At 53.4% G+C, this 21355-nt stretch carries 20 protein-coding genes and 1 pseudogene; 8 read left to right on the top strand and 13 right to left on the bottom strand.

The window, feature by feature from the left end; genetic code table 11:
• Window positions 1-72: 72 nt before the first annotated feature.
• Window positions 73-564, bottom strand: a complete 492-nt coding sequence (bfr, locus tag J7395_RS14190) for a bacterioferritin (RefSeq protein WP_062948536.1) — start codon at window positions 562-564, stop codon at window positions 73-75.
• A 20-nt stretch (window positions 565-584) separates the two neighbouring features.
• Window positions 585-1061 carry a bacterioferritin gene (gene bfr, locus J7395_RS14185; protein ID WP_062948534.1) on the bottom strand — a complete coding sequence of 159 codons (477 nt, stop codon included), beginning with the start codon at window positions 1059-1061 and terminating at the stop codon, window positions 585-587.
• A gap of 280 nt (window positions 1062-1341) precedes the next feature.
• On the opposite strand from bfr (J7395_RS14185), the pseudogene J7395_RS21095 reads away from it, so the two are divergent.
• Both J7395_RS21095 and J7395_RS21090 read left to right on the top strand, forming a co-directional pair.
• A pseudogene (locus J7395_RS21095) lies at window positions 1342-2031 on the top strand (cryptochrome/photolyase family protein).
• 59 nt (window positions 2032-2090) lie between these two features.
• Entirely contained in the window at window positions 2091-2891 is an 801-nt protein-coding gene (locus tag J7395_RS21090; RefSeq protein ID WP_348541230.1) for a hypothetical protein, read from the top strand.
• A gap of 121 nt (window positions 2892-3012) precedes the next feature.
• Here J7395_RS21090 and J7395_RS14175 read toward each other — a convergent pair whose 3' ends face one another.
• Together J7395_RS14175 and J7395_RS14170 are read right to left on the bottom strand one after the other, a co-directional pair.
• Window positions 3013-3177 carry a DUF1127 domain-containing protein gene (locus J7395_RS14175; RefSeq protein WP_007089389.1) on the bottom strand — a complete coding sequence of 55 codons (165 nt, stop codon included), beginning with the start codon at window positions 3175-3177 and terminating at the stop codon, window positions 3013-3015.
• Between the two features lie 278 nt (window positions 3178-3455).
• Complete coding sequence (locus J7395_RS14170) at window positions 3456-4253, bottom strand: prephenate dehydrogenase (RefSeq protein ID WP_209221939.1); 798 nt, start codon at window positions 4251-4253, stop codon at window positions 3456-3458.
• 544 nt (window positions 4254-4797) lie between these two features.
• Between J7395_RS14170 and J7395_RS14165 the strand changes: the two genes are divergently transcribed.
• The 4 genes from J7395_RS14165 (at window position 4798) to ugpC (ending at window position 9065) form a co-directional block, all read left to right on the top strand.
• On the top strand, window positions 4798-6060 hold the full coding sequence (locus J7395_RS14165) for an ABC transporter substrate-binding protein (RefSeq protein WP_062961449.1): 1263 nt from the start codon (window positions 4798-4800) through the stop codon (window positions 6058-6060).
• A gap of 99 nt (window positions 6061-6159) precedes the next feature.
• Complete coding sequence (locus tag J7395_RS14160) at window positions 6160-7068, top strand: sugar ABC transporter permease (protein ID WP_007089386.1); 909 nt, start codon at window positions 6160-6162, stop codon at window positions 7066-7068.
• Window positions 7061-7948, top strand: coding sequence for a carbohydrate ABC transporter permease (locus tag J7395_RS14155; RefSeq protein ID WP_062961448.1), 888 nt, complete (start codon window positions 7061-7063; stop codon window positions 7946-7948). Before J7395_RS14160 ends, J7395_RS14155 begins: the two co-directional genes overlap by 8 nt.
• A gap of 4 nt (window positions 7949-7952) precedes the next feature.
• Window positions 7953-9065: a sn-glycerol-3-phosphate ABC transporter ATP-binding protein UgpC gene (ugpC, locus tag J7395_RS14150; RefSeq protein WP_209221938.1), complete on the top strand. Its 1113-nt coding sequence runs from the start codon at window positions 7953-7955 to the stop codon at window positions 9063-9065.
• Window positions 9066-9178: 113 nt separating this feature from the next.
• On the opposite strand, the gene J7395_RS14145 is transcribed toward ugpC, so the two are convergent.
• From J7395_RS14145 to J7395_RS14135, 3 genes are all read right to left on the bottom strand, one after another.
• Window positions 9179-10687, bottom strand: a complete 1509-nt coding sequence (locus tag J7395_RS14145) for an ATP-binding protein (protein WP_209221937.1) — start codon at window positions 10685-10687, stop codon at window positions 9179-9181.
• A gap of 11 nt (window positions 10688-10698) precedes the next feature.
• Window positions 10699-11406 carry a response regulator gene (locus J7395_RS14140; RefSeq protein WP_309471120.1) on the bottom strand — a complete coding sequence of 236 codons (708 nt, stop codon included), beginning with the start codon at window positions 11404-11406 and terminating at the stop codon, window positions 10699-10701.
• A 199-nt stretch (window positions 11407-11605) separates the two neighbouring features.
• Window positions 11606-13204: a choice-of-anchor I family protein gene (locus J7395_RS14135; protein ID WP_231858348.1), complete on the bottom strand. Its 1599-nt coding sequence runs from the start codon at window positions 13202-13204 to the stop codon at window positions 11606-11608.
• Between the two features lie 173 nt (window positions 13205-13377).
• On the opposite strand from J7395_RS14135, the gene J7395_RS14130 reads away from it, so the two are divergent.
• Both J7395_RS14130 and J7395_RS14125 read left to right on the top strand, forming a co-directional pair.
• Window positions 13378-14403: an FAD-dependent oxidoreductase gene (locus J7395_RS14130; protein ID WP_209221936.1), complete on the top strand. Its 1026-nt coding sequence runs from the start codon at window positions 13378-13380 to the stop codon at window positions 14401-14403.
• Between the two features lie 4 nt (window positions 14404-14407).
• Window positions 14408-14632, top strand: a complete 225-nt coding sequence (locus J7395_RS14125; protein ID WP_209221935.1) for a DUF2256 domain-containing protein — start codon at window positions 14408-14410, stop codon at window positions 14630-14632.
• Here J7395_RS14125 and pgi read toward each other — a convergent pair.
• The 6 genes from pgi to J7395_RS14095 all read right to left on the bottom strand — a co-directional run bounded on the left by pgi (window position 14612) and on the right by J7395_RS14095 (window position 21344).
• Window positions 14612-16258: a glucose-6-phosphate isomerase gene (gene pgi, locus J7395_RS14120; RefSeq protein ID WP_209221934.1), complete on the bottom strand. Its 1647-nt coding sequence runs from the start codon at window positions 16256-16258 to the stop codon at window positions 14612-14614. The genes J7395_RS14125 and pgi overlap by 21 nt on opposite strands.
• A 153-nt stretch (window positions 16259-16411) precedes the next feature.
• A complete protein-coding gene (locus J7395_RS14115; protein ID WP_209221933.1) occupies window positions 16412-17371 on the bottom strand; it encodes a PfkB family carbohydrate kinase in 960 nt (319 codons plus the stop codon).
• Window positions 17372-17523: 152 nt separating this feature from the next.
• Window positions 17524-18108 carry a dual specificity protein phosphatase family protein gene (locus J7395_RS14110; RefSeq protein WP_114110093.1) on the bottom strand — a complete coding sequence of 195 codons (585 nt, stop codon included), beginning with the start codon at window positions 18106-18108 and terminating at the stop codon, window positions 17524-17526.
• 113 nt (window positions 18109-18221) lie between these two features.
• Window positions 18222-19193 (bottom strand): agmatinase, encoded by a 972-nt coding sequence (gene speB, locus J7395_RS14105; RefSeq protein ID WP_209221932.1) that lies wholly within the window; start codon window positions 19191-19193, stop codon window positions 18222-18224.
• A gap of 27 nt (window positions 19194-19220) precedes the next feature.
• Entirely contained in the window at window positions 19221-20726 is a 1506-nt protein-coding gene (locus tag J7395_RS14100; protein WP_209221931.1) for an aldehyde dehydrogenase, read from the bottom strand.
• A gap of 69 nt (window positions 20727-20795) precedes the next feature.
• Window positions 20796-21344 (bottom strand): cupin domain-containing protein, encoded by a 549-nt coding sequence (locus J7395_RS14095; protein WP_062953127.1) that lies wholly within the window; start codon window positions 21342-21344, stop codon window positions 20796-20798.
• Window positions 21345-21355: the final 11 nt, after the last annotated feature.

The raw sequence follows: 21355 nt of genomic DNA, 5'->3' as shown, positions 1-21355 counted from the left end.
CATCACCAAACATCGGATAAAAAAGAAAAACCCCGGACAATGCCGGGGTTCTTTTGATGGCAAGTATCGACCTTAGGCGTGCGGGTTTGGCTCGCCCACAGCGCGGAACTGGATATAGTTCGGCAGGCCCATCATATCGATCAGGCGGATTTGCTGTTCCAGCCAATATGCGTGATCCTCTTCGCTGTCATCAAGCAGCGTGGTCAGCATATTGCGCGTCTGGTAATCCTCTTCCTTCTCGGCAAGTTTGATCGCCTTTTTCAGAAGATCGATCACATGATATTCGTGCTCAAGATCATTTTTCATCATCTCGGGCACGGTTTTGCCGATCTTGATCGGGCTGCGCGACGCGGTATCGGGCACGCCTTCAAGGAATAGGATACGCTCGATCAGGCGTTTTGCATGTTCGAGTTCCTCATCCTTTTCATGGTGCATCCGGGTATAAAGCGCATGCAAGCCCCAATCGAGATACATCTCGGCGTGGGTGTTGTACTGGTCTGCAGCAGACAATTCAGCCGTAAGCTGTTTGTTCAGCGCGTCGATAACCTTCTTGTTACCCTTCATGGCGTTAAGCTCCTGCTGTATTAGTCGCCGTCGCCAGAACGGCTTTGAATGTAATTCTGCATACCGACATTTTCGATCTGCCACTGCTCTGTTTCCAGCCAGTCGACATGTTCTTCCTGATCTTCAAGGAATTTGACCAGCAGATCGCGGGTTACGAAATCTTCGGCTTTTTCGCAGGCGGTGATCGCCTCGCGCAGAAGCGGAAGGCTTGCCAGTTCGAACTTCATATCGCAGGAAACGATTTCCTCGACATTCTCGCCGATCATAAGCTTGTTCAAATTCTGGAGGTTGGGCAGTCCTTCAAGGAACAGAATGCGCTCGATGGTGTCATCGGCACGTTTCATTTCCTTGATCGAAAGCTTGTATTCGTACTCGCCCATTTCTTCCACGCCCCAGTCGCGAAGCATACGGGCATGCAGGAAATACTGGTTAATCGCCGTCAACTGATTGGTCAGCACGCGATTAAGATAACCGATGATCTTGGGATCACCCTTCATGGTGGCACTCCTGATGATTGGGCTGTTCAAATAGTGGGATCGACCATCCCCCTTTTCAAGGGAAAACCACGCCTTTGATTACCATTATCAATAATTTAGCCGATTTTTACGCTAATTCTCAATTCACGGCATACAAGTAAAAATCATTCGCGTGTTTAGTCCTGCGAATGAAAATCGGTTAGCGCTTTGCCGTCTGATTTTGATCTTTTTTCCGATCTTCGGGGCGAAATCCTTCGTACGAGTCGTGATCCAGCTTCATGCCGTCGGAGCCACCTTGGAAATGCTTGCCTGTAAAACCATTCGCTTTGTTCTTGGCGACCAGCTTTCCACCACTCTTTCAAGCCTGCGGGATGCCAATCCGGCGCAGGATGTGATTGTGATGGCAGAACCTCGTGATGAGGCGACCTATGTTCCGCATCATCGGCAAAAGATCGTTTTCATTCTGTCTGCCATGCGCCATTTCGCCCAAGATTTGCGCGAAAAGGGTTTCGAGGTTTGTTATGCAGCTTTACCGATGCCCTGAAACTGGCGTTGAAACATCACCCGGTGAAACAGGTGATCATTACGGAGCCAGGTGAATGGCGAATATTTGGCGAGGTCGCAAAATGGACCCGTACATTTGATATCACGCTTGATGTTCGTGCTGATGATCGTTTCTTTGCCCCGCTTTCGGCATTTGTCGAATTTGCCGAGAACCGCAAGGAACTCCGTATGGAGTATTTCTATCGGCAACTGCGACGTACGACCGGCATATTGATGGAACAGGACGGAAAACCGGCCGGCGATCAGTGGAATTTTGATCACGATAATCGCAAACGTCTTCCCGACGATAAAAGACCACCAAGCCCCCTCACTTTCAAACCAGACGCGATCACACAGACATTACTGGAGCACGTTGCACAAGATTTCCCGAACGCCTGTGGGAAGCATGAACGTTTCGGCTGGGCGGTCACCCGACAGGATGCACTAAAAGCCCTAGATCACTTTATCGAACATCGATTGCCGCTATTTGGTGACTATCAGGATGCGATGACGGTAAAAAGCAGCACTGTTTATCACGCTCTTCTAAGCGGCTATATCAATGTGGGCCTTTTGCTTCCCGATGAAGTATGCCGTGCCGCCGAAGATGCCTATCGCAACGGTAAAGTGCCGATCAACGCCACCGAAGGCTTTATTCGTCAGATACTCGGCTGGCGTGAATATGTGCGTGGGCTTTACTGGCACATGGGGCGGGACTATGGAAAAAGCAGCTATTTCGATGCTAGGCGCCCTCTGCCCGCCTTTTTCTGGAATGCTGACATTGCGATGAACTGCCTGCATCACGCCATCGCCGAAACACTTGATAATGCCTATGCTCATCACATTCAGCGACTGATGGTGATTGGCAACTTTGCGCTTTTATCCGGACTTGATCCGAAGGAAGTCTGTGAATGGTATCTGGCCGTTTATATCGACGCATTTGAATGGGTCGAACTTCCCAACACCTATGGCATGGCACTTTATGCTGACGGCGGGAAAATGGCGTCCAAGCCCTACGCCGCCAGTGGGAAATACATCAACCGGATGTCCGATTACTGTTCGGATTGCCAGTACAACCCCAATAAGAACACAGGCCCCGATGCATGTCCCTTTAACGCGCTTTACTGGCACTTTCTGGATCGTAACGCCGAAAAACTTGGCAATAATCCGCGCCTTGGTATGCCTTATCGCAACTGGTCACGCATGAATGGGAACAGTAAAACAGCATTGATACAACAGGCCGAAAGTTTCCTGAAACAGATGGATTGCGGAAAAACCCCAAAGCCATCACGTCAGGGGAGCCTGTGGTAAACCAGCTTGCCGACAAAACAGCGGCCAGATCAAAAGCCAGACAAACAAAAAGCCGGACGAATTGTCCGGCTTCTGCTTACACAGTTGCCTACAAACTGGCGCTGTCGAAATTCAGTCTGGCTTAAGCGATCGCGTCACGAGCAGCTTTGCGCGCTACGTCTTTGATCTGCCAGTGGGAAATCCCGACATCATCCAGATCACGTTTGTCGAGATTGTAGAGTTCGTTCGCGACAGAGCGTGCATAGGCCCAACGGCGAACAGCAACGAGAATACTGGACAGGAACATGTTGAACCTCCTTGGGTTAAGAACAAGAACGCTTGCCTGCGGGTCTTCCGCTTTTGGTTGGCGCGTTCATCACTTCACTTTCTGCAATGCAATATGCTCCCAAGTGACATATGTCTCAACCGCCAAAGATTGCATATCATCTATTCCAAAATGTCACAATTGAATGGGTTCAATTGTGACACTATAGCCCCGATCAAAAGAAAAATTGAAATAAATCATATATTTCAGCGTGCATCGGGCATACGGCGACGCAACATAGTCAATCATGTTCGTACCGCTCATTCCGCCGTTACCGCGACAACAGCACATTTACCACCGGCAAGTTGGTCACGCACGCCCATCGCCAATTCAAAGAACTGCTCCCGCACGGCACCGGCATAAGGGTTCGCATTTTCAATCGCCCAGAAAACGCCGGGCGCATCGTAGCGCACCATTTCGGTCGCCTTTACGAGCAAATCAAAGCTTGCCGTTGTCATGCGCGCGGGCAATGGATCCATCCGGACCAGAACCTTGGCAATCAGGTGTGTCACCCCCTGCACGATAGCGGCCTCGCGGTCATGCTCATCGGGTGTAACTACAAACACCTTAAGCCGAAGAACGTGACGCAGGAACGCCGCAATTCGGCGGAATCTGCGCCCCCTAACAGGACATATCGCGATCTTGAGCCCGGCAATACCGTCCCGGGCACTTTGCGGACCGAACAGGGGATGGGTTCCGATAATATCCACATGATCGGGAAGCCCTTCAAGCATTGCCCGCACCGGTTCCATTTTCACGGACCCTACATCCAGAACAATCGCCCCCGCACGCAAATGCGATGAAATCTGTGCGATCACCGCCCTCATTTCTGTAACCGGGACAGCCAAAATGACGATATCGCACTTCGCCACGTTTATAATGTCAGCCGCCCGAATGTTTCCGGGCGTTGCTACCGACGCACATGCCGAGACCGCATCAGGATTAACATCATGCACCAAAATCGGAAAATGATCCGCCAGATGAAGCGCCGTCAAACGCCCAAAGGCGCCGAACCCCAAAATCCCTATCGTCGGATGAGCTGGAAATAAAAAAGGCATCGTCTGTCTCCAAAGAGCCGCGATGCCGGTGCCTGCCTTTTAAAATCAACCGCCGACGACGCAGCGGTTGAACATAGAAAAACGCTCCCGCCTTATGTGGCAGGGCCGTAATAGAAATCAGCAAACAGGCAAATAACGTTTTTCATGATTGCGATTAATAGTGCCAAACCATTTGATGTCAAGGCATCTTGATGGCAGCAATTCAAGCGGCATCCATTTGATGCCAGGCTCTTCCTGCCCCGTATATGACGGCCAGCCTAAAGGTCCCGTATTAATTTAAACCTGCCCGTTTTCATCTATGACTGTTACAAATTCGAGCACATTTGATCGAATTGTGCATCACTGGAATAACTGTCTTGCGGCGAAATACGCTAATCATCTTTGCTGCTGTGCAATATAATCCAAAGATATAATGCTATTTTTGTAACAGTTTGTTTCAGTTCGCATTCTGGAAACGCCCTGTTACAGTTTTGTGAGTGCAAAGGGTCCCCCTTGGCAGCATGTTGTCGCTGCAATTGGTTTAAAGCCAGGGAGGAAACCTTAAATGAATCTGCGCAAAACCATTCTCGCCACCGGTGTGGCGTTCTCTGCTCTCGCGACTGCAAGCTTTGCACATGCCGAACCGACTGCCGAAGTCCTTCATTGGTGGACTTCAGGCGGTGAGGCCAAAGCCGTCGCTGCCCTTAAAGAAGATTTCGAAGCACATGGTGGCAAATGGGTTGATAGCCCGGTTGCCGGTGGCGGCGGTGACGCAGCCATGACCGTGCTGCGTTCGCGCGTTCTGTCCGGCGATGCCCCGGCTGCCGTTCAGCTTAAAGGCCCGGCGATCCAGGATTGGGCCGAACAGGGTGCACTCGCTGATCTCAATGACGTTGCCGAAGCTGAAGGCTGGGACAAGGTGATCCCGCCGGCAATTCAGAGCGTCATGAAGTATGAAGGCGACTATGTTGCCGTTCCGGTAAACATTCACCGTGTTGACTGGATCTGGGCAAACCCGGAATTGCTGGCCAAAGTTGGCGCCACCGAAGCACCGAAAACCTGGGACGAATTCAACGCCCTTGCTGACAAGCTGAAAGCTGCTGGCATCACGCCAGTCGCCCATGGTGGCCAGCCATGGCAGGACGCAACCGTCTTTGAAACCGTCGTTCTTGGTCTTGGCGGTCCGGAATTCTACCAGCAGGCTCTGGTTGATCTCGACGAGGACGCGCTGAAATCCGACACGATGAAAGCCGTGTTCGACCAGATGCGCAAAATCCGCGGTTATGTCGATGCCGACTTCCCGGGCCGTGACTGGAACCTTGCAACTGCAATGGTCATGAATGGCGATGCCGCCATGCAGATCATGGGTGACTGGGCAAAAGGCGAATTCCTTGCAGCGGGTAAAGTCCCGGGCAAAGACTTCATCTGCTCGGCAACCCCGTCTGAACACGGTTACCTGTTCAACGTTGACAGCTTCGCGATGTTCAATGTTTCCGGCGATGACAAGGTCGAAGGTCAGAAACTGCTTGCAGAACTGATCGTTGGTGAAAAATTCCAGGAAACCTTCAACCTTCTCAAGGGTTCGATTCCGGCACGTCTTGGCGTAGCACTCGACAAATTCGACGATTGCGCAAAGAAATCCGAAGCTGACCTTCTGGCAGCACAGGATGCTGGTGGCTTCCTGCCGTCCATGGCACACGGTATGGCGCTTCGCGGTCACCTTTCGGGTGCGATCGTTGACGTCGTGACCGCCCACTTCAACTCCGATATGTCGTCCGACGAAGCCGTCGAGCGTCTTGTCGAAGCAGTTGAACTGGCCAAAGACTAATCTCATCTGACCTGTGCAGTCACATTGACTGACAACGCGCCGGCCCCGGAAATTTCCGGGGCCGGATTCCCGCTACTTTAATTGTTTGAGGCAAAGGGTATGGGGGCTTCTTCAAGCACCGAAAGCAACCTGACGGCCAGCATCCAACGCCATCTTTCGAAGATCGTTGTTGCACCGTCCTTTGCTGCGTCCCTGTTTTTTGTCTACGGGTTCATCCTGTGGACAGGCTATATGGCGTTTTCGAAATCGCGCATGCTTCCGGTCTGGGATTGGGCTGGTCTGCGGCAATACGAACGCCTCTGGCAAATGGAACGCTGGCATGTTGCCATCGAGAATCTGCTGATTTTCGGCGGTCTCTTTATCGTTATCTGCCTGTTTCTTGGCTGCCTGCTTGCAGTCCTTCTGGATCAGCGCATTCGCGCCGAAGGCGTACTTCGCACGATTTTCCTTTATCCGATGGCCCTGTCATTTATCGTGACCGGCACCGTCTGGAAATGGCTTCTCAATCCGGGCCTTGGTCTGGAAAGCATGATGCATGACCTTGGCTGGACCAGCTTCAAATTCGACTGGCTGGTCAATTCGGACATGGCGATCTATACCGTCGTGATCGCAGCCGTCTGGCAGGCATCGGGCTTTGTTATGGCAATGTTCCTTGCGGCATTGCGCGGCGTCGATCAGGACATAATTCGCGCAGCCTATATGGATGGTGCCAGCCTGCCCCGCATCTATTTCGGCATTATCATTCCGTCGATCCGCCCCGTTTTCCTGAGTGCCATTGTCGTTCTGGCCCATCTGGCCGTTAAAAGCTTCGACCTTGTCATTGCACTTACCGGCGGCGGCCCCGGCTATTCATCCGATCTTCCGGCCACCTTCATGTACACGATGGCCTTCCAGCGCAACCAGCTGGGCGTGGGTGCCGCAAGTGCCATGATGATGCTGGCGACCGTAATGGCAATCATTGTGCCATATCTTTATTCCGAACTGCGCGGAGGCAAGAAAAATGGCTGATATTCAGCATTACAGCCACGACGCAGGCTGGAAACATACCATACTGCGCGGCTTGCTTTATCTCGTTCTGATCCTGTTCGCCGCCTACTATCTGTTCCCGCTTTTCGTGATGATTTCGACCTCGTTGAAATCGCTTAGCGAAATCCGGGAAGGCTCGCTCATTTCGCTGCCGCGTGTCGTGACCTTCGATGCATGGACCTATGCGTGGAACGAGGCCTGTGTGGGCGTTGAATGTTCGGGGATCAAAATTTACTTCTGGAACTCTGTCAAAATGGCGGTTCCTGCGGTCCTGATCTCGACCTTCCTTGGTGCGATCAACGGCTATGCGCTGACCAAATGGCGCTTCAAAGGTGCGAATATCGTCTTTGCCCTGCTGCTGTTTGGCTGCTTCATTCCGTTCCAGGTCGTTCTGCTGCCGATGTCACAGGTTCTGGGATCGCTTGGTCTTGCAAGTTCGACCACGGGCCTTGTTCTCGTGCATGTCGTATACGGTCTGTGCTTCACCACACTGTTCTTCCGGAACTATTATGTTTCGATCCCGGATGAACTGGTGAAAGCCGCAACCATCGATGGCGCAGGATTCTTCACCATTTTCTGGCGTATCATTCTGCCGATCTCGACCCCGATCATCGTGGTGTCGGTTATCTGGCAGTTCACCCAAATCTGGAATGACTTCCTTTTCGGTGCGTCCTTCGCCTCGGGCGACAATGCACCGATGACTGTCGCACTCAACAATATCGTCAACACCACGACCGGCGTGAAACAGTACAATGTCGATATGGCCACAGCCCTGCTGACCGGCCTGCCGACCCTGCTTGTTTATGTTCTGGCCGGAAAATACTTCGTCCGCGGCCTGACCGCCGGTTCGGTGAAGGGATAAGCAAATGGCATCACTCACCCTTGATAAAGTTCGCAAGGCCTTCGGTCCTGTCGAGGTTCTCAAAGAAATCAATATTGCTATTGAAGACGGCGAGTTCCTGGTTCTGGTCGGCCCGTCGGGTTGCGGCAAATCCACCCTTCTGAACCTGATTGCAGGTCTTGAAGGTTCCAGCGACGGGGAAATCCGCATCGGTGATCGCGTGATCAACGACGTGCATCCCAAGGACCGCAACATCGCGATGGTGTTCCAGTCCTACGCGCTTTACCCAAATATGACCGTTCGCAAGAACATCACCTTCGGTCTTGAGATCCGTGGTGTTTCGGCGGCAGAACGTGACAAGGCCGTTGCCGATGTTGCCAAACTGCTGCAGATCGAAGCCCTGCTGGACCGCAAGCCATCCCAGCTTTCGGGTGGTCAGCGCCAGCGCGTTGCAATGGGCCGTGCGCTGGTTCGTGATCCGGACATCTTCCTGTTCGACGAACCGCTCTCGAACCTTGATGCCAAGCTGCGCGTCGATATGCGTACCGAGATCAAAAAACTGCATCAGCGTCTGGGTGCCACCATCGTTTACGTGACCCACGACCAGATCGAAGCCATGACCCTTGCCTCGCGCATTGCGGTCATGAAAGATGGCATCCTGCAGCAGTTCGATACGCCGCAGAATATCTACGAACGCCCGAACAACATTTTTGTTGCCGGCTTCATCGGTTCGCCTTCGATGAACTTCATCAATGCAACCCTGATCAATGACAATGGCAATCTGGCCGTATCGATCAAACGCGATAACGACCCGATCATTCTGCCGCTGAAAGATGCACCGGAGAGCTATCAGAGCTATGTCGGCAAAGATGTCGTTTTTGGCATCCGTCCGGAAGGCCTTACGCACAAGCGTACCGGCTCCGACCAACCGGGCAGCCAATATGTCAATTTCGACTGTAAGGTCGAAGTCATTGAGCCGACCGGTGCCGACACCATGACGGTTGTCGAAATCGGCGGAAAGGAAATCGTTGCGCGCGTCCGGCCAGACCGGGCACCGCAACCGGGCGAGATCATGACATTCTCGGCCGACATGTCTCAGATCAGTCTGTTTGATCCGGTAACGGAACTTCGGATCTGATCTGATCGGCGGGTGGTTCTGGGGGCCACCCGCCGTTCTTCTCTTTGGGGTATCGTATCACCTTGATCTCCCTGATACCAAAAAGGCCCGGATGTTTCCGGGCCTTTTTGGTATCAGGTTTTGGCAACGCGCCGTGGCAATGCAATCGTGACCTCAAGCCCGCGTCTGGGCAAATTGCGTAGCCGTACCGTACCGTCATGGGCATCTATAACCGTTTTCACAATCGACAGGCCAAGGCCGCTGCCGCCGGTGGTACGCGCGCGCGAGCCCTCGACACGGAAGAATGGCAAAAAAACATTTTCCTGATGTTCCTCGGCAATGCCCGGCCCTTCGTCCCGAACGGAAATCAGCACCGTATCGGCTGTTGCATCAAGACTGACATAGGCGCGATAACCATATTTCAGGGCATTTTCGATCAGATTGGTGAAGGCACGTTTCAAGGTTCCCGGCCGACAGGTCAGACGAATGCTGCGCTTGTCGCCAAATGAATGCGCTTCATCCCCGCCCCCAAAAACCGTATGCACCGAACTGAACCGAAGCGGCTGAGGCCCCTCAAAACTGACAGGTCGACCAAGATCAGCGTAATCGTCGCAAATCGCTTCGAGAACCGATGTGAAATCAACCGTCCGCTCTTCTTCCTTGTGAATCCAGTCACCAAGGAAATCGAGCGCATCATTCAAAAGCCCGTCCATTTCATCAAGGTCACGCAATACGGTTTCGCGCAGTTCATCATTATCGATAAATTCCGCACGCAGCCGCAGGCGCGTACTAGGCGTGCGCAAATCGTGTGAAATCGCGGCCAGCATGCGGGTTCTATCCCCCAGCATGCGTGAAATCCGTTCGCGTAATCCGTTATAGGCCGCGGCCATTGATCTTGCCTCGGTCGGGCCGCGTTCCTCGACCGGGGGGCCTTCGACTTCGTCGCCCTGACGAATGATCGCCTCGGTCAGATTTTTGAAAGGCCCGGCCAGAAGGTCGGCCAAGGCAGCGAATACCGCCAACACCGCGATAACCCCGACCAGAAAAATCAGAAAAACCATGGATGGCGATGCATAATCCGACCACAGCACCGAATGGCTAAGCAGCATCCGCATACCTGATGGCAACATGATCTCGATACGGGCTTCTAACCCCTGACGTGCTATTTCGCGCGATAGACCGGCAAAAAACAGGCTGGGATTTTCAGCCGCTTCAATCAGGTCACGCTGTTCGGAACCAAGGCGACCACGACGAAAATGGACCTTTACCGATGTTGGCCAGCCTGTATCGGCCAGACGCGCAGGCATTGCGATATGCTGTGCCGGGCGCGAAAACAGAAGAATTGTACCGATGTCGTCAGGTGGTAGAACACGGACAGAAAGCCCGTCACGCGCTGCTATATCAACGATATTTCCCTGTAATTCCGGGCTTTCGGCGATCAGGATCAGTTCGCGAATGGTAAAGCCCAGCGTATAGGCACGGCTGATCCGTTCGCTTCGTTCGATAATGTATTTCGATGCGATTGAACTGATCCCGGCAATGATGACACCACCGACCATCATGATCATAAAGATGCGTCCGCCCAGCGTGCGGGGCTTGAACCGCCGCATATATTCGGAAAACGCACCAATCTGATCTGTCATGGATCGAATTCCTAGACGGTCCTCGTATCGGCGCAGAACTGATAGCCGATCCCGCGCACTGTTTTGATCAGTTTGGGATTTTTGGCATCTTTTTCAATTTTCCGGCGCAGGCGGCTGATCTGGATATCGATACTGCGATCAAAGGGGATCGAGCTTTGACCGCGTACGATATCGACAAGCTGTTCGCGCGAAAGCGCACGCTTGTTATGCTTTACCAGTGCCAGTAAAAGCGAAAATTCCCCGGTCGACAAATGCACCGCAACATCATCCAGATCACGCAATTCGCGTGATCCAATGTCGAGCGTCCAGTCGGCAAACAGGATTTTCTGGGTCTTGGTTTCTTCGTGATGGACCTGTGTCACGGTGCCGGTTTCAAAACGGCGGAACACGGCACGAATACGTGCCAGCAATTCGCGCGGATTGAACGGCTTGGTCAGATAATCATCAGCACCCAGTTCCAGACCAAGAATACGGTCCGTATCCTCGCCCACCGCGGTCAGCATGACAATCGGTACCTTGGAATTGCGGCGCACATCCCGGCACAGCGCAAAACCATCCTCGCCGGGTAACATGATATCAAGGATCACCAGATCAATATTCCAGTCGCGAAGCGCACGATGCATCTCCGCCCCGTCGGAAACGGTGGTGATACGAAACCCGTGCTGGAGCAGGAATTTTTTCAGGAGCTTCTGGATTTCCTGATCGTCATCGACAACCAGAATATGGGGTTCACGTCGCGTACTCAGTCTCCGCCTCCCTTCGGTCGACAGGTCCGTAACCGGACCGTGGCGCGGAGTTTAGTTCATATCGTTGCAGTATTGAACCATTTTACCAAACGGACGGGATAAATGAAAAAGCCGGGGAGAGAATCCCCGGCTTTTGATCTACAAATCCTTTGCACGCAGAGACTTATACAACCTATTTCAGGTCATAAACTTTCGTGCTGCCCGATACTTCACTTGCTACGATCAGCATGGCGTTGCCCGTCGGGCTATCTTTTGGATCAACAAACAGCATGCCTTCCGGTGCAAGTTCACCCGCGGTACCTGCTTCCGGATTACCGGAAAAACGGCGATCTGAATGATAGGTCACGAATTGCGGATTGGTCGGATTTGTCAGGTCATAGACCATAAACCCGCCCTGGCGTTCCAGACCGATGAAAGCATAAGGCGTACCATTGACGTAACCGGTTGCCAGACCTTCGGGTTCCGGTCCCTTATCATCAGAACGATCATCACGGCTGTAGTTCTCGGTGTCAGATGCATTGAACACATTGCCGTAATTCGCGGCCATGTACTGTTCAAACTTGTCACCACTGTCAAAGACCATATTACCATCGGCATCAAGGACAGAGAACGAACGCGCGCCATAGCTATAGATCACGTCGAAATCACCATCACCATCAGTATCCCCCTGCGCCGTAGTCGTTTTCAGACGTCCAAGGTTTTCGTCCTTCTGCAAGGAGCTAGCATTCGGGAATGCGACCGGATCAAGGGTCAGTTTGCCAACGCGGGTTTCTTCGCTGTAACCGTCGTAATCGCGAGAATCCCCTTCATTTGCCGTCAGGACCCAGGTTTTGCCGCCGATTTCGATCGTATCAATCGTATCTGGCATATACATGCCCATGACCGGCCAAGTGCGAATGTTGATTTCGCCGTCCTTGTCGCTGGCATCAAACGCGTTGACCGAATGATCCTTGAAGCCAAGTCCGGCAACCCGGATAACATTTGCGGTCTCAATGTCGATGATCGCCACCGCGTTGTTTTCCTGAAGCGAAACATAGGCCGTTTTGCTATCTTTCGAGACGGCGATATATTCCGGTTCGATATCCTGTGCCACGCTCGAAGTGCCCGGGTTTGACGTGCGCATGCCATATGGCAGGTCCGTCCCGTTCAGGAATGCGAAGGAAATATTCCGCACATCGGCATCCGACAGATCGGCAAGATTTCCGGACACCGGAATAATCGAAATGCTGCCTTCGGGATCATTGTCGAATGCGTCGTTCGGCTCCCCTTCGTTCGCAACCAAAACGTATTTTCCATCCGGGGTAAACTTGATCATGTCTGGCAACGCGCCGACAGTTACCGCAGCAATGAAATCACCATTGGTGTCGAAGAAGACGGCCTTGCCCGGTGCCTGTTTGTCGTCATTCTCGACCGCGGCGGCAACGATGTTGCCATGGATGGCAACGCTGTTTGCTGCCTTACCCCAGGTTGCAAGTTTGATCGAGCCAAGTTTGGCAAGTTTGTCCGGGTTCGACATATCAAGAATATCGATTGCCTTTTCACCGCCATTCACGACGAAAATGCGCTTGCTTGCCGGATCATAAGCCGGGATTTCAGCCGCACCTTCGTCAAAAAGACCGGTGCGATATTCACCCATCGGCACAATCGAAAGCGGTTTGGCCGCCGGCGAGGCCGTATCGACCGTCATGGCCATGTTGCTCGAATGAGACGCCGTACCACAAGCCCCGAGAAGCACAGACATCGCTACAGTCGCCATTAAAGAATAACGCATAAATTCCCCCTGATGTTCGGTTTAATCGTGGCAGATAACCTGCTGATAACGCGTAACAGTTTGATGACGACAAGGTGACAGTTTCATAAATATCGGGCACTGCAAGATGCTCCAAACGCCATCGGCCAGCGTAAGACATCAAAGGTTGAAAATTTTAAGGCAGAAACAGCAAAATGGCCGCAATCAAGATCGCCATTATCGGTGCAGGAATGGCCGGTTTAAAGGCAGCAGCCACGCTTCACCAGGTCGGCGCTAATGTAACGGTCTTTGAAAAAAGCCGCGGCACGGGCGGACGTCTGGCGACACGGCGCACCGAATTTGGCAATTTCAATCACGGCGCCCAATATGTCACTGCCCTTCATCCTGATTTCAGGGCATTCCTTCATCAGGCAGAAAACCGGAAAGCGGCCCATAACTGGAACCCGAACCTGCATCGCGGAGCTTTGGCGCACCTGGATATGCCGTCGCAATCAATCACAGACGGCAATGCCGCCAAAGATATCTGGTATCAGGGCGCACCGCAGATGAACAAACTGATCACCCCGCTTCTGGCACCGTTTGAAATCTGCAAGCAACACCGCATTACCCGTATCGAAACCGCCGGACCGCGCAATTTTGTCCTGCATGACGATTTGGATGGTGAATTCGGCCCGTTTGACGGTGTGATCGTTACCGCGCCAGCGCCGCAATCGGCAGAATTGCTGCAACCGCTTGCCGCACGATTTGATCCGATTGCCGATGTTGAAATGGCCCCATGCTGGGCTGTGATGATCGCTTTTGCCAAACCGTTGCCAACGGCATTTGACGCGATGATCCATCCTGATCCGGCGATAAGCTGGGCGGCGCGCAGTGGCGATCACCGTCATCTGATCCACAAGCCATCCCCCGACCTTTGGGTTTTGCATGCCAGTCCTAAATGGTCCCGCGACAACCTTGAAGAGGACAAGGAACGCATCGCGTCCCGATTGCTCGATAAACTGCGCGCGGCAAGTGGTGCCAGACTTCCCGATGTGATTTCAATAGACGCCCATCGCTGGCGATATGCCCGGACTATAACGCCACTTGGTCGAAGCCATTTGGCCGGAATAAACGGACGCATAATTGCCGCGGGTGACTGGTGCCTGGGGGCAAGGGTAGAAGCGGCATGGCGCAGCGGAAAATGCGCCGCACACGCCATGATCGAAGCTCTAATCGGGTGATCGGATGGCCCGAAATGCCAACGGTAAACGACCTGAAAAGGCGAACCTGCCGAACAAGGTTTGCATGACCTGTAACCGGCCCTTCGCATGGCGACGTAAATGGCGCGATTGTTGGGATGATGTCAAATATTGTTCTGCCCGCTGCCGGGATCATCGCGTACATAACAAGGGCGGCATCAGACAGACTGACACCACCCTTCGGATCGACTTAACCGCGAAGTGCGTGTAACTGATTGATCAGCCCCGCCGTTGAAGCATCACGCGCATCGGCTGTTTCATTCCCCTGCACCATCGGCAGCAATTCCTTGGCAAGCTGCTTGCCAAGTTCAACCCCCCACTGGTCATAGGAATTGACGTTCCAGATGATGCCCTGAACAAAGATTTTATGTTCATACATTGCGACCAGACGCCCCAGCGTAAAGGGATCAAGCTGCTTATAGAGGATCATGGTGCTGGGCTTGTTCCCGGCAAAGACCTTTTGCGGGGCCAGAACATCAATCTCGGCCGGGGACAGATTGCCACCGGCAAGTTCATCGCGGACTTCCGCCTCTGTCTTGCCGCGCATCAGGGCTTCGGCCTGCGCAAAGCAGTTTGCGACCAGTTTGTCATGGTGGTTCGATAACGGGTGCAAGGCATTCGCCGCAACGATGAAATCAACCGGGATCAGTTCTGTACCCTGATGGATCAACTGATAAAAGGCGTGCTGGCCATTGGTGCCGGGTTCGCCCCAGATGATCGGACCGGTTTCATAATAGATCGGCTTGCCATCGCGGGTAACGGATTTGCCGTTACTTTCCATATCGGCCTGCTGCAAATAAGCCGGCAGGCGCGAAAGATGCTGGTCATAAGGCAGGATCGCCTGACTGGAAGCCCCCAGAACATTGCGATACCAGACCCCGATCAACGCCAGCGTTACCGGAATATTCCGGTCAAGCGGAGCTGAACGGAAATGGTTATCCATCACCTGTGCGCCACGCAGCAATTCTTCGAATTTCCCGTACCCGACCGCAAGAATGATCGGCAATCCGATAGCCGACCAAAGGCTGTATCGCCCACCGACCCAGTCCCAGAAACCAAACGCGTTGTCAGTATCAATGCCGAATTCTGCAACCTTGTCCAAGGCAGTTGACACCGCGACAAAATGCTTGGCAACTGCACCTTCATCTTTCAGCAAACCAACCAGCCAGTCACGGGCCGAATAGGCATTTGTCAGGGTTTCGTCGGTGGTGAAGGTTTTGGATGCAATGATGAAAAGCGTCGTTTCCGCATCAAGGTTTTTCAGTGTATCAACGATATGCGCACCATCGACGTTGGAAACGAAATGGCAGCGAATACCGTCGATATGATACGGACGAAGTGCCTCGTTCACCATGACCGGCCCAAGATCGGAACCGCCAATCCCGATATTGACGACATCGGTGATCGCCTTGCCGGTATGGCCTTTCCAGTCGCCGGTATGCACGCGCGCGGCAAAGCGTTTCATACGTACAAGGACTTCCTTGATGTCGGGCATAACGTCCTTGCCGTCAACCATCACCGGATTGCCATCCAGATTGCGAAGGGCTGTATGAAGAACAGCGCGATTTTCGGTGACATTGATCCGGTCACCGGCAAACATCCGTTCTCGCCAGCTTTCGACATTGGCTGTTTCCGCCAATTCGCACAGCGCAGCCATCACATCATCGGTGATCAGGTTTTTCGAATAATCGATAAACAGATCATCCTGTGTAACGTGGAAACGGTCGAACCGTGCCGGATCATCGGCAAAGGCTTTGCGCAAATTCAGGTTCTTGGAAACTTCTGCGCCCAGTCGATCAAGCTTTTCCCAGCAGGTCGTCAGATTTTCTGTGGACATTCCACCCTCGGCTTCAAACAGATAGCAAACAATATCGGCGTCATGTCAAAACACTAACACGCCGATACGACCATTTGTGGGACAGTTTGTGGGACATTTTGATGGCAATCCGGCGGGAACAGGATTGCCATCGCATGAATATTATCCGGCCAATCAGTTCGCGGAAAGGAATTCCGAAACCTGTGCCTCGGTCGGAAGGGCTGCAATCGCACCGCGTTTGGTTGCGGTAAGGGCCCCAACCGCATTGGCAAAGCGACAGGCGGCTTCGACCTTTGCCGCAGATTTCAGCAATTCCGGATCTTTGAGCAAACGTGACAGGAAGCCTGCGGTAAACCCGTCCCCTGCCCCGGTCGCGTCAACCGCCGTGACCTTGAACGGCTTGGCTGAACCTTCGAAATCAGGGGTAAAGAACCGGCTGCCTTTCGGGCCCGACGTCACGATCATCAATTTCCAGTGATCGCACCATAATTCACGCACGCCATCCTCAAGATCGTCCTTGCCGGTGATAAAGGCGACTTCGTCGTCGGAAATTTTCACAACATCCGCCTTGGTGATCGCAAGACGCAGCATATCACGCGCGGCATCCGCACTGGGCCAAAGCGGCAGGCGAAGGTTGGGGTCACATGAAATGATCGCACCGTTTTTGCGCGCAATGTCAATCGCCGCAAGCGTCGCCGCACGCGGATCGTCATCGATCATGCAAAGCGTGCCATAGTGAAACAACGCGCATCCTTTAAGCATATCCTCATCCAGATCCGACGGGGACAGCAGCATGTCGGCAGACGGACTGCGATAGAAGGAAAATTCACGTTCGCCATCAGCCCGCAGCGAAACAAAGGCAAGCCCTGTCAGGGCTTCCTTGGTCAGGACGATGCCCGATGTATCGACATTGTCAGCTTTGAGCGTATCGACCAGAAAATGGCCGAAGGCATCATCGCCAAGCTTGCCGATAAAACCCGTTTCAATGCCAAGCCGCTGCAATCCCACAGCCACATTGCCCGGCGCACCACCTGCGGCCTTGGCAAATGCCGGTGCATCGGCAAGGCCGGTACCGGTTACGGTCGGAACAAAATCGATCAGCAATTCCCCAAGGCAAACTGCTTTTGCGCTCATAGCGTTTCTCCGTTTATGTCACCCGGCAACGGGATTGCGGGCATTATCATTTGCTGTGGGACGCGACGTTTTTAAATCGATTCAATTCGACAGGCAAAGGAAAAGCCACTTTGATCACAAAGTGGCTGATTTCCGGGCGTAACACTGCAACTTCAGGCCGCTTTTCCAAGTGCCACTTCACGCGCTCGACCAAGCGATGTCATCCATTCATCGAAATGATCGTCATGTTCAAGCTGATAGCGATAATGCCGGTTAAGGGCGGATACCAGCCTGCCATCCCGCCCAAGCAGATCATCGGCAAAGGCGATCATGCGCGAATTTGGCCATGCAATCGGACGAATGGCACGAAGAGCGGCAAACAGTTCGTCTTCGGCCACGTCGGGCTGGGTCTGCGCCATCAGGGTAAGCATAGCGGCTGTTGAGCGCGACACGCCCATATGGCAATGCACCAGCAAGTGACCGTCCTTACGGGCATCTACCGTGTTTTTAAGCCCCTCGCCAAAGGCAAGAACCTCTTCAACATGGGCTGATGTCGGCGCCATCTGGCCCGGGAGTTCCTCGATAATATCGTGGAAGCGCAGAATGGTACGTTCATGCGGCGCATATGCCGCAAAGGCGTCCGGGTCCGGACGTTCCGGATCAAGAACGGAAAGCACATGCGAAACCGATCGGGTCTGATGGGTTGGCAGTTCATCAATGCCACAAATCGTCAAAAGCGAAATTGAAACCGGTTTCATATCTTTCCTCCAATACACTGATTAAGCGCAATAACATCACAGCAGCCCCAAAAAGCAAAGGGCCGGTATTGTTAAAATAACCGGCCCTTTTTGAATTCTTTCTGCGCGCGCAATTATGGCTTTCGGTTTACAGCATGGATGTTCAGCATTTCCCACGCAATCGTCGCACCGGCAAGCGATGTAATATCTGAAACGTCATAAGGCGGGGAAACTTCGACCACATCCGACCCTATCAGGTTGATACCGCCCGCAAGACCGCGCAGGATCGAAACCGCCTGATGGCTGGTCAAGCCGCCCAAAACCGGTGTGCCGGTGCCAGGGGCATAGCACGGATCAAGCCCGTCGATATCAAAGGTGATATAGGCGTGATTGTCGCCGACCACATCCTTGATTTTGGCAACGATCTGATCAATCGACATCGCCTGCACATCCGGCCCGTAAAGGATGTTGTATCCGTGGGTCGATTCATTATGCGTGCGGATGCCGACCTGGATCGATTTGGATGGATCAACAATACCGTTCTTTGCCGCATGCCAGAACATGGTGCCGTGATCGATACGATCACCGTCATCTTCCCATGTATCGGAATGGGCATCGAACTGGATCAGCGAAATTCCCTTGCCGTATTTCTCGGCATGGGCTTTCAGGATCGGATAGCTGATGAAATGATCACCACCGATCGTCAGCATTTTAGCACCCGAACTGACGATATCGCGTGCATGATCCTCGATCATTTCCGGGATCTTATGCGGATAACCGGGATCAATCACCATATCGCCGTAATCAATCACGGCCAGTTCGCCAAAGATATCGCGCCCGGACGGGAAATGCGGTGCCCATGCAAGATTTACCGACGCACGGCGCACCCCCTGCGGGCCAAGGCGCGTACCGGGGCGGCTTGACGTTGCAAGATCATAGGGGATGCCCGTAACCGCAACATCAATGCCCGTAAGATCACGGGTATATTTGCGGCGCATGAATGACAGCGCACCGGAATACATCGGCTCACTGGTATTCTGATGCACGGATTTCGCAGTAAAAGCGTTGTCGCCGCCTTTGGTATCAATAACCCCGGTACTGCTCATAATTCGTCCCCTTGTCCTTTCCGAACCTCAGGCGTCGCCTAGTGCAATCCAGGTCGACTTGATTTCACAATATTTGTCCATCGCATGCAGCGAACGGTCACGACCGGTGCCCGATTGCTTGTAACCGCCAAACGGCATGGTGATGGATCCACCGTCCCAGCAATTGACCCAGACAAGACCCGCACGCAGCTTTTTAGCCGCCAGATGGGCCTTGTTGATATCGCGCGTCCAAACTGCCGCAGCAAGTCCATATGGCGTATCATTCGCCGTCTGAACAGCCTCTTTCCAATCCTTGACCGAAATCACCGACAAAACCGGGCCAAAGATTTCTTCCTTGGCGATTGTCATGTCGTTTTTGACCGCGTCAAAAACGGTCGGCTCGACATAATATCCACCGGACTCGGTACGTGCGCGTTTGCCACCTGTGCAAAGTTTTGCACCCTCTGCCGCCCCCTTCTCGATATAGCCCAGAACGCGGTTCATCTGATTTTCATCGACAATCGCGCCCATCTGACTGTTTGGGTCCAGGGGGTCACCCGGCTGCATTTTGCGGCCTGCTGCTACCACTTTCTCGATGAACTCATCCTTGATGCTTTCTTCGACAATCAGGCGCGAACCGGCTGTGCAAACTTCGCCCTGGTTATAGAAAATGCCGCCTGCTGCGGCTTCTGCTGCCGCGTCCATATCGGGGCAATCGGCCAGAACGATATTGGGGCTTTTGCCACCGCATTCCAGCCAGACGCGTTTCATGTTCGACTGACCGGAATATTGCAGGAACAGTTTCCCGACCTCGCCCGAACCGGTAAAAGTCACGCAATCGACATCCGGATGCAGGCCAAGTGCCTTGCCCGCCGTCGGGCCAAAGCCCGGCAGAACGTTCAGAACACCAGCCGGAATGCCCGCCTCGACCGCCAGCTCCCCAACACGGATCGCGGTCAGTGGCGACTGTTCGGCAGGTTTAAGAATGATCGAATTGCCCATCGCCAATGCCGGGCCAAGCTTCCAGACCGCCATCATCAACGGGAAGTTCCATGGCACCACCGCGGCAACCACGCCCAGCGGTTCACGCGTGATCATGCCAATTGCGCGTGCCTCGCCCGGTGAAATTTCGTCATAAATCTTATCAATCGCCTCGGCGTACCAGCGGATGCATTTATAGGACAATGGGATGTCATCACCCGCCGCAAGGCTGATCGGTTTGCCCATATCAAGACTTTCAAGCAGCGCCAGTTCGGCAGCATGCTTTTCCATCAGATCGGCAAACTTCATCATCACGGCCTTGCGCTTGCCCGGCGATGCTTCCGACCAGCTACCTTTTTCAAAGACCGCACGCGCGGACTGCACCGCGCGATTGACGTCTTCAACATCGCATTCGGCCACCTTGGTCAAAACCCTGCCGTCGCGCGGGCTGATGCAATCAAACGTTTTGCCCGATGCCGCATCGACATAAGCCCCATTGATAAAGGCCTTGTTACGGATCGTCAGGCTGGCTGCCTGTGCGCTCAGCTGTTCGAAATTCAACTGGTTTGTCATCGGATATCCTCCTGACGGGTCGCGCGTTCTGTTTGTTCCGCGCGATATTCAAACATGACGATTGTGCAATCAGTATGACGGCGGTGTTGCGGCACTGACGACTTCGCATTCCGTGTCACCAGCATTTCGGAACCGGTGCGGGATTTCGGCATTGAAATAATATGCATCCCCGGGTCCCAGAACACGAACACGTTCGCCCACTGTAACTTCAAGCTTGCCACGGACAACAACACCGGCTTCCTCGCCCTTCTGGACGATCAGATTGTCGCCGGTGTCACCGCCGGGCGGATAAATTTCATGAAGGACGCGCAAATTGCGGTCCTTGCGGGTCGCGCCGACAAGACGCATCGACATGGTGCCATCGGAAAGTTCGACAAGATCTTCCTTGCGAAAGAAAATCTCCTCGCCGTTTTCCAGATCAATCGTAAAGAAGTTGATCAGGCTCATGGGGATACCCGCCAGAACCTTGGCCAAACTGTCAACCGACGGGCTGACCCGGTTCTGTTCAATCGTCGAGATCGTGCTGTTGGTGACACCGGCGCGACGCGCCAGTTCACGCTGGGACAACCCGTACATGGTACGCACAGCTTTCAGGCGATCCCCAACCTTTTGTGACATCCGGTCTCTTC

Origin of the sequence: Thalassospira sp. A3_1 (assembly GCF_017744215.1) — a bacterium.
Classification (GTDB): Bacteria; Pseudomonadota; Alphaproteobacteria; order Rhodospirillales; family Thalassospiraceae; genus Thalassospira; species Thalassospira lucentensis_A.
The sequence above is the reverse complement of the archived record's forward strand: the minus strand, read 5'-3'. Positions and strand labels throughout refer to the sequence as shown.